Origin of the sequence: Polynucleobacter cosmopolitanus, from assembly GCF_002224225.1 — a bacterium.
In the GTDB taxonomy this organism is placed as follows: domain Bacteria; phylum Pseudomonadota; class Gammaproteobacteria; order Burkholderiales; family Burkholderiaceae; genus Polynucleobacter; species Polynucleobacter cosmopolitanus.
Map to the genome: position 1 here is coordinate 1 of NZ_NJGG01000004.1, position 9,224 is coordinate 9,224.

General features: G+C 44.4%; 1 protein-coding gene. It reads right to left on the minus strand.

Annotated features, from left to right (window positions below):
- On the minus strand, positions 1-9,224 hold a 9,224-nt coding region (locus AOC33_RS09040; protein ID WP_089516703.1), incomplete at both ends, for an autotransporter-associated beta strand repeat-containing protein.

A 9,224-nucleotide genomic window follows, 5' to 3' on the forward strand; every position in this document is an offset into this window, starting at 1 on the left:
GTTTGTGAGCCAACACCTGTTGTCACCGTCACATAGTTGGTCAATGAGGTATTGCTGTCGTATGTCTTTTCAGCACTTAATGTGACAGTCTTCGCATTGATTGTCACTGGAGCGTTGGCACGGTCCAAGGTTGGTAATTGATAGTTTGTAGCGACGCCACCAGAACCATCCGTTGCATTAGCCAAAGTAATAGCACTGATATATTTATTGGCTGTTGCAACGTTGGCGTTATTGGCAGTGGCACCTGTATAGGTCAATGTCTGTGACCCAACACCTGTCGTTACAGTCACATAGTTGGTCAATGAGGTATTGCTGTCATAAGTTTTTTCAGCACTTAACGTGACAGTTTTAGCATTGATCGTCACTGGGGCATTGGCACGATCTAAAGTTGGCAATTGATAGTTTGTAGCGACGCCACCTGAACCATCCGTTGCATTAGCCAAAGTAATAGCACTGATATATTTATTAGCTGTGGCCACATTGGCGTTGTTCGATGTTGCGCCTGTGTAGGTCAAAGTTTGTGAGCCAACACCAGTTGTTACCGTCACATAATTGGTCAACGAAGTGTTGCTGTCGTATGTCTTAGTGGCGCTCAACTCAACAGTTTTGCGATTCACCACAAAATTCTTAGCATTACCTGCAACAAATGAAACACCAGGAACACCTGAAAGTGCAAGCGTCGGGCTCAAGGTCAGGCTGTAGGTATCGGCATTAAGAGTTGATGTTAAAGCAGTATCAATGCTAATTGATCCAGTAATACCTGCAACATTGACAGTCATTGAGGTGGCCCCAGCCGTGAATGTTTGAGCTGTTGTCAATGTTGGCAATAATCCTGGAATATAAGATGAGCCGTATGAAGAAGCACTAGTCGAGTACCAGAAGCTCAAACCACTGGCCGTGCCATAAGTACTTGATTGATCATCAACAATCGTGACATAAATATACGGTGGAGTGCCTCTAAAGATAATGTTATATCCAGCAGTTGTCGGCTTAGTAGTGAGTGTGGCGTAGTAGGCTGCTGACTTAGTAGCCTGAGCTTCTACATAGGTCTTAATGTCAGCACTTTCTGTTAAACCACCGGTATAGAAGTTAGCAGCCCCACCTGTTCCAACAGTGAATGTTGGTGAATTTACTAACAAGATATTCTTGGTGATACTGCCTGCAGCCTCATCACTACCTGCTGATAACAATAAGGCTGGTGCAGATTCTGATTTAGAGGTGCTTGTAGTAACAATATTTTTAGAAATTGTTAAATCACCAGTTGTTCTGATGTTGATTGCATCACCAGCATTGATGCCGTTATAAGTTGTTCCGCCGGCAGTGATAGAACCAATCTCTAAGTCACCCGTATTAACAATGGTGAGTGCGCCAATGCTTGAGCTAGATGCAATGGTACGAAGCGCATTGCTAGTGCTTGATAGGCTAATCGCCTTATTACCAATAAATACCAAGCCATAGTTATTAGCACTATCTGAAACTACTCCTGTTACAGAAATAGTACCACCCGTTCCACCGATGGCTGAAACACTTCCTAAAGTAATTGCACCTGAATAAACACCAGTTGTTGCGCTTGAGTTGGTCAATGCGCCAGAAGTGCTGATACCCATACCATTGATTGTTAATGCTTCTGCAGTGACTAAGTTATAGCCACCCAAATCAAGAGATGCCCCACTTTCAACCACAGTTCCAGCTCCGACAGTTCCTAATGGCGTATTTGTGCCGCTGCCTGCACTACCTAATTTAAGAGTACCTGCAGAAATGGTTGTGAGACCGGTGTAACTATTGTTACCTGATAAGGTCAATGTTCCCGCGCCTAATTTAGTAACAGTTGCAGATGTTCCAGAAATAACACCGCTATAAGTCGATGCACCAGATTGATTAACAGTAAGGCCTCTACCTGTAGCTAAAGAGATGGTGCCTGAACCAGTTAGACCTGTTGTTAAGATGCCAATATTGCCTGTCGTTGTATTAGATGTGCTGATATTTGCATTAAGGGTAACTGCTGCGCCGTAAATATTGATTGGGCCAGAAATACCAATTGCATTTGAAATTGTGACGGCAGAATTTGATGAAGAATTTGCGTTACCAATCACCAACCCACCTAAATTAGCAATGCTATTAATGGTAATTGCATTGATTGAACCTGTACCAGCATAATTTGTTCCTACTGTTCCGCTCCAAGTAAATGCCGTTGCAACACTAGAAGAATTGGTGAATGAATTACCAAATGGAGCCATCGTGAGTGTGCCTGTACTAGTGATTGTTGTTGCTGAAGATGAAGCTTGATAATCACCAATCAGTGTGATTGAACCAGTACCCACATTAAGAGCCTGAGCCGCGCCATTACCAAGAATTAAATCGTAGCCCACACCGCTTCCGACATTACCAGCCAACCAAATTGAGCCACCACCAGTAGTCCATGTACCCTGTGTATCAATCGCATTACCATTAAAACCAGATCCACCAGCGCCGGCAGCACCGGATCCAACAGTTAGATCATTCCAAGAAGTTGATGTTGCTCCCCCACCAGCCCAAATATGACCCCCATTGGTTGTGAATGTTCCTGCAAGCGATGTACCTGCACCAGTTCCGCCATCTGATTCAGCCCAGAAAATGATATTGAGCTTGCCTGTGCCAGCTGCTGTGTCTGCCTTAATTTGGTTCGATGAATTCCATAAATTAACGCGAGCACTTGACTTCAATGTAAGAGTTGAATCAGATGAGCCATTCTTCTGAATCGTCATTCCTGACATGGTGACTGAACCAACGTTATCAATCGTTGCATTACCCGTGAATGTCATGCCACTGAGAGTGTTGACGGTACCAATAGTTAAATCACGATTATTAACAATTGAAAGAGAACCAATGCCACTAGTGGCAATTGTGCTAAACGTATTGCTTGAATTAGATGCGGTATAACTTCCAGTACCAATGAATGCGACGCCGTAACTAGCAGCGCTCACAGCTCCTGAAAGAGTTATAGAGCCTGAACCACCAATATAAGAAGTGGAACCAACAGTGATTGCTCCGCTGTATGTTGCAGCTGTTGCGCTGGAGTTAATCAATGAACCAAGGTTGCTCATACCGTAACCATTCAAAGTTAAAGCCTCAGCAGTACCCAAGTTGTAGCCATTAAGATCTAGGGTTGCACCCGCAGTAATTGAGGTTCCTGCAGCTGTTGTTCCTAAAGGCGTATTGGTTGAACCGCCTGCAACACCCAGTTTTAGAGTACCAGCGCTGATGGTGGTTAAACCAGTGTATGAGTTAGCGGCAGAAAGAGTTTGAGTACCATTACCAGACTTGGTCAATGCAACCGGACCGGCAATCACGCCACTGTAGTCAAAGCTGCCGGTAGCATTATTAATAGCGATCGTGCTGCTAGAAGTTGTAGTAATGCCAGCATCAGAAGTGTCTGTTAAACCACCTGCTGTTAGGGTCAAACCTGTTGCAGTAATACCGGTTACACCGTCATAAGAGCCAACATTCAATACACCAGAATTAACAAATGTTAACGAACCAGTGCCGATGCTAGCGGCCAAAGTATTAATTGAGTTGCTTGAACTATTGAGTGTGTAGCTTTGATTATTTGCAAGCAACTTAATGCCATAGGCAGTCATAGCTCCTGTGATGGATGGCGCTTTAGCATTGATAGAGATATAGCCTGTTGATGCATTGGCAGTGACAGCGCCGGTCCAACTGAGTCCCCTGGTGTTTCCGCTTGCCATGTTAGACGTATCAACCACAGCAAACAACGGCGCTGGAGTTGAGCCAGATAAGTTTGTAATAGCATTTGTAAGAGTGGTCACTGTGTCAAGTTTTGCACCCTGGAATGTCACTGACCCTGCGCTTGCAGATACATCAATTGAATTTGAATAAATGCCGTAGTCTGTAGACGTTGTGCTCGATGTGTAGCCAGACAGAATCACGTTGCCGTGACTTGATGTAATAGACCCAGTATTTAGATAAATACCATGGTTACCTTGCGCATAGCCAATGATATTCACATCAGTTTTAGCTGAAACTGAACCATACCAAGCATCTTGGTAATAAGCATAGTTTTGGCCTGCAGCTGAAATTGATACTGAGCCCAGAGTCGCGGTAATTGGAAGACGAATAATCGCGCCTCCATATGAGGCGTTATTACTTATACCGTTCATCACGATATTGCCAGTTTCTGATGTAATACCACCACCCGTACCGGCTGTATATGTTAGGTATAAACCAATACCAGACGATGAAACACCATTGAGTGTTACATCACCCTTGGCTTGCAAGATATCTGAACTGCCATATAAGGTGATGCCGCCAGAAATGTTAGCCCAATCTTGAACACCTCCGGCAACACGGTTGGCATAACCTGTGATGCTTAGGTCACCGTTATAACTGCGAATAACTTGAGAAGCACCCCATAAAATAACACCATGACCTTGCTGATTGCCACCATTTAATCCAGCAGCTGCTCCATTCGCAAAGATAGAGATATTTCCATAAGCAATGATCTTGGTACCGGTACCATCCATTCTTAGGCCAGCACCCATAATGTCATTTGCTCTAGAACTAGAGTTGATTGTGATATTACCGCCTGCTGTTGGAGTAGTTGTGTCATTGCCGGCGACCAATCCTCCACCACTAATAAGAATACCGTGCCCTAAAGCAGACGTAGAAGTGATGTCGATATTACCCGCAGTTGATTGAAGAATTCTGCTATTGTTTAAGTAAATTCCCCACTGAGAAGCGCCAGAGGTAGACGCACTTATGATTAAATCACCAACAGATTTAACCGTACCAGAACCATAGATGTAATGACTTTCAAGAGCACCCACACCAGTTAGTGACATTGCCCCAAATGAAACCAATGATCCAGCCGGAATCTGGATGCCGTAATGCGTTCCACCTGTTGCATTAATGGTTAGAGTGCCACCGGCCGTTGGAGTAGCTGTTGGAGATGCAGTGTTACTGCTTGCGTAAATACCTCCAGTGGTATTTCCGTAAAAACCGCCCAAAGAACCACTGGATGTAATTGAAATATTTCCACCCGTCGACTGAATGAATGAGTCGTTATACATGGTGAGACCCCATGTACCCTGAGTCGCACTAATCGTAATATCAGTAGCGGATTTAATCCTTGCACCAGCACCATACAAGTAGAAAGCATGCTGACCACCTGCAACTGCTGTTATTGAAATGGCGCCATAAGCAATTAAAGAACCTGTATTATTTTCAAGTCCATAACTTGTATTACCAGTGGAATTAATGGTGATAGTGCCACCAGCAGTTGGCGTAGTTAGGTGATTGCCAGCAATAAAACTACCATCCAAATACATGCCAACCGTACCTACAGCTGTAATTGAAATATTACCGGCTGTAGTTTGGAATACTTTACCGCCACTGATGTAAATACCGTAATTACGGCTAGCATTTTGACCGTTAATCGTAATGTCACCAGCTACTGAAATACTGCCCGCACCATACATCCAAATTGCAAACTCAGATGTCCCGCCTGTTCCACTAATAGATAAAGCACCACTTGAAGTGATGGAACCATCATTCATTCGGTAGCCGTTATAAGCGCCAGCATTTGCTGCAGTTCCAGTAAATGAAATCAAGCCTGTACCAGCAGAAATATCACCAATGACATGGTAGATTCCTCGTTGAGCTCCAGTTGAAACACCATCTAAAGTAATCGTACCAGTGCCAGTAGTACTTAGAACTGTGCCTGTAAAGTTAATTTGAATACCAACACCGGCTGTTGATGATGTTGGATTGCCTCGACCATAAATAGTGATATTTCCACCAGCTGCGTTTAGAGAGCTAAGAAGATAAACACCAATTGAATTGGTGTTATTTGCATAACTCGCATAACCATCAATACATGAGTAAGCAGCAGCACAACCTGTTGTGGTGTCGGTAGTTCCACCTCGGATAGTGATATTGCCACCAAATGTAGAAATAGTTGCCCCAGCGACTGTTGATTTAAATCCGCCACCTGTAGTGTTATCTACGTCTGAATAGAAGTTAGTCGTTAGAGATTTACCGGTTGCCCCCGCAATCGCAGCTGACACCAAAATATCACCCGATGCCATCAAAGTAAGCGTATTGGCATTAGTGTTATTTGAAATAGCACCAGAGACTGTGATGTCTTTACCTGCTGCAACAGTTTGCAATGTGGTTGCGCCACTTAAACTACTTGCATTAAGTGTAAGTGCTGCAGTGGTTTTAAGAACAAGTGCGCTATTAGTAATGGTAACTGAAGCAATACTATTACTTGTATTCGTTGCTGTAACGCTAGCACCGTTCACAAAAGATACTGTGTAAGTACTTGCAGAGATTGCACCACTCATGGTGATAGCACCTGAACCACCAATCGAGGTATTAGCTGCAATCGTCACTGCACCACTGGCAGTTGAGGCTGTTGAGCTTGAATTGATCAAGGCGCCATTACTACTTAAGCCAGTACCGGTTAAATTTAGCGCATTAGCAATATTGAATCCATTGAGATCAAGCGTATAGCCTGAGCCAACCGTTACTGTTCCTGTGCCAAACGGTCCATTAGTGATGGTCCCGGTTGATGCAATACCAGCTCGTAATGAACCACCTGAAACTGTTGTGCCTCCATCATAGGTATTAGCCCCTGACAAAATTAATGTTCCTGCTCCAGATTTAGTAAGTGCATAAGATCCTGATCCATCAGTCATCACACCAGCAAAAGTCAAGGTGTCACCTGTTTCAACATTGATGGTGCTTGACGCTGCAAGACTAATGCCTCGATTGCTATGTAATGTAATGTCAGCTGTGGCTAACAAAGTACCGCCATTCAGAACCAATGAGCCAGCAGTTGCAGAGCCAGGTGCGGCACCAAGGTTTGCATCCGCGCTAATAGACAAACTACCAGCTGAGATTGTTGTAGCACCTGTGTATGTGTTTGTTCCGGAAAGCGTTGTGGTGCCAGTTGTATTTTGAGTAAATCCTAATGCTGCGCCGCTGCCATCTGCAATCACACCAGTTGTAAAGCTCGTGCTGTTAGCACCTGTGATGCTAAGTGTTGCAGCTGTAGATGTTGTTGGTCCCGTAACATTTCCTGTAAACGTCAAACCACCAGAATTAGCGTTATTAATGGTGCTTGATGCAAGAACATTAATTGCACGTGAAGAGCTAAATGCTGAGGAGCCAGTGAATGTTAAGGTTCCGCCATTTAAATTGATCACATTACTTGTATTGCCAAGATTGGCAGTTGCCGCAACCGATAAAGTACCGGCTGAAATTGTTGTGCTACCACTGTAGGTATTTGTTCCAGAAAGAACCCATGTTCCAGAACCTACTTTAGTTAGGCTTGTATTACCGGCACCATTTTCTAAAATTTGACTAAAGGTATTTCCGGCTGTCGTTCCAGCTAAAGTTAGAGCTCGACTTGAATTACCTGAATGACCAATAGCGTCAGTACCTGTGAATGTAATCGCACCAGAACCCGAGCTTTCTATCGTGCCACCATTATTAGTTAAGGTGAATAAGCGCGTGGTACTTACTGCGCCACCGGTATAACGAAGTGTTCCGCCATCCAACAACAAGTTAGAGGCAGTGCTTGCAGATGCTCCGATATTACTGTTGCTTCCACCGCTGACAAATGAGGAAATACTTAAAGTACCGTTTGTGATTTTTGTATAGCCAGTGTATGAATTAGCCGATGAGATAATTAATACACCTGCTGAAGAACCGTTATAACTCAATGCAGCGGCACCCGAAAGAACGCCAGCCAACTTACTTGATGTGGAACTTGAAACAATATTGACAGCAGCTACACTAGAAGTGTTACCGTTAACTTCAGCTGTACCCGAACCAGTTCGAATACTTAGTATGTTGTTGACTCCAATTGCAACTAGTCCGCTACCACCGCTACTTGCTGATGCGCCAGAGTCTGTGCCACCACCACCAGCATTTGATAATGCCTCAATAACCGTAACAACTGCTCCACTAATAGTTGAATAAGCACCGCCATTAGAGGTCCCCGAAGAAGGTGTATCGCGGCCCGCTCCACCAGCACCATAGGATCCGCTTGCACCCGTAATAGTAGAAGCAACAGCAGCTCCTCCATTTAAGACTCCACCAACGCCACCAGCACCACCACCGCCGCCGGCGCCACAATTACCAGGAGTGCAACTGGTCATATTTGCTGTGCCGGTACCTCCAACTTTTCCGGCTGTTACAACTCCATCTATAGTAATACTGCCGCTTGTGGCGCCAACTCTTGAATTAGCAGTACTGCCTAAACCACCATTAGCAGTGATGTTGGTACCAAAAGAGGATGAAGAACCATTTGTTCCGTTGCGATTATTTTCGCTAGGCGTGTAACCTAATCCACCCGCACCAACAGTGATGCTATAGGAACCTCCACTTAAGATAGATGTAGCACCCGATGCAACTCCGCCACCACCCCCGCCTGCGCCGTAGTAAACACCATAAACACCACGGCTACCAGAACCACCTCCACCCACAACTAGATATTGAACCTGTCCATCAAACGAAGAAGTCCAACTATAAGATGTGCCATTCCATGAAAGTGAGCCAGTTGGCAAAGAAACTGAGTTACCTGAAGTTAAGGTTGCATTAAAGTCTGCCGCACCTGAAACACCTCCTGCTGGCGTCCAAGAACCTGAATTAGTACTTGAGAAATATAAATAAGCACCACCACCCAACAAAATAATCCGGTTTTGATTAGAGATAACACCAGTCACTGTGCCATTAAAAATCACATTACCATTACCAGCTGTGCTATCAAAAATAGCATTTACAGCAAGTCTAGTATTAGCACCATAGGTCTGATTGCCGCTCGTATTAACAACGGTTGTATAAAAATCGATCGTGCCAGTTGATGCGGTTGTTGTGGTGAGAGAAGCAAGTGCAGTCGTATTACCAATCGCCCCTCTGATTTCAATCGGATTTGAACTTCCAGTTGTAAGTGTTAATCCAAAGGCACCATTGAGTGCTCCATTAAGAGATAAAGAACCTGTGTTTCTGATCGATGTACTAGAACCAAGTGTTATGGCTCCCGCATAGCTTGCCGCGGTTGTTGAACTATTAATCAATGCACCACCGGAAGAAATGCCCGTGCCATTTAAGGTGAGCGCATTGGTATTTGTAACGGTTTGGCCATTAAGGTCAAGAACAGCACCATCAGCTAAAGAGACTGCTCCAGCAGAACCACCCAATCCAGCAGCATTACCTAGTCT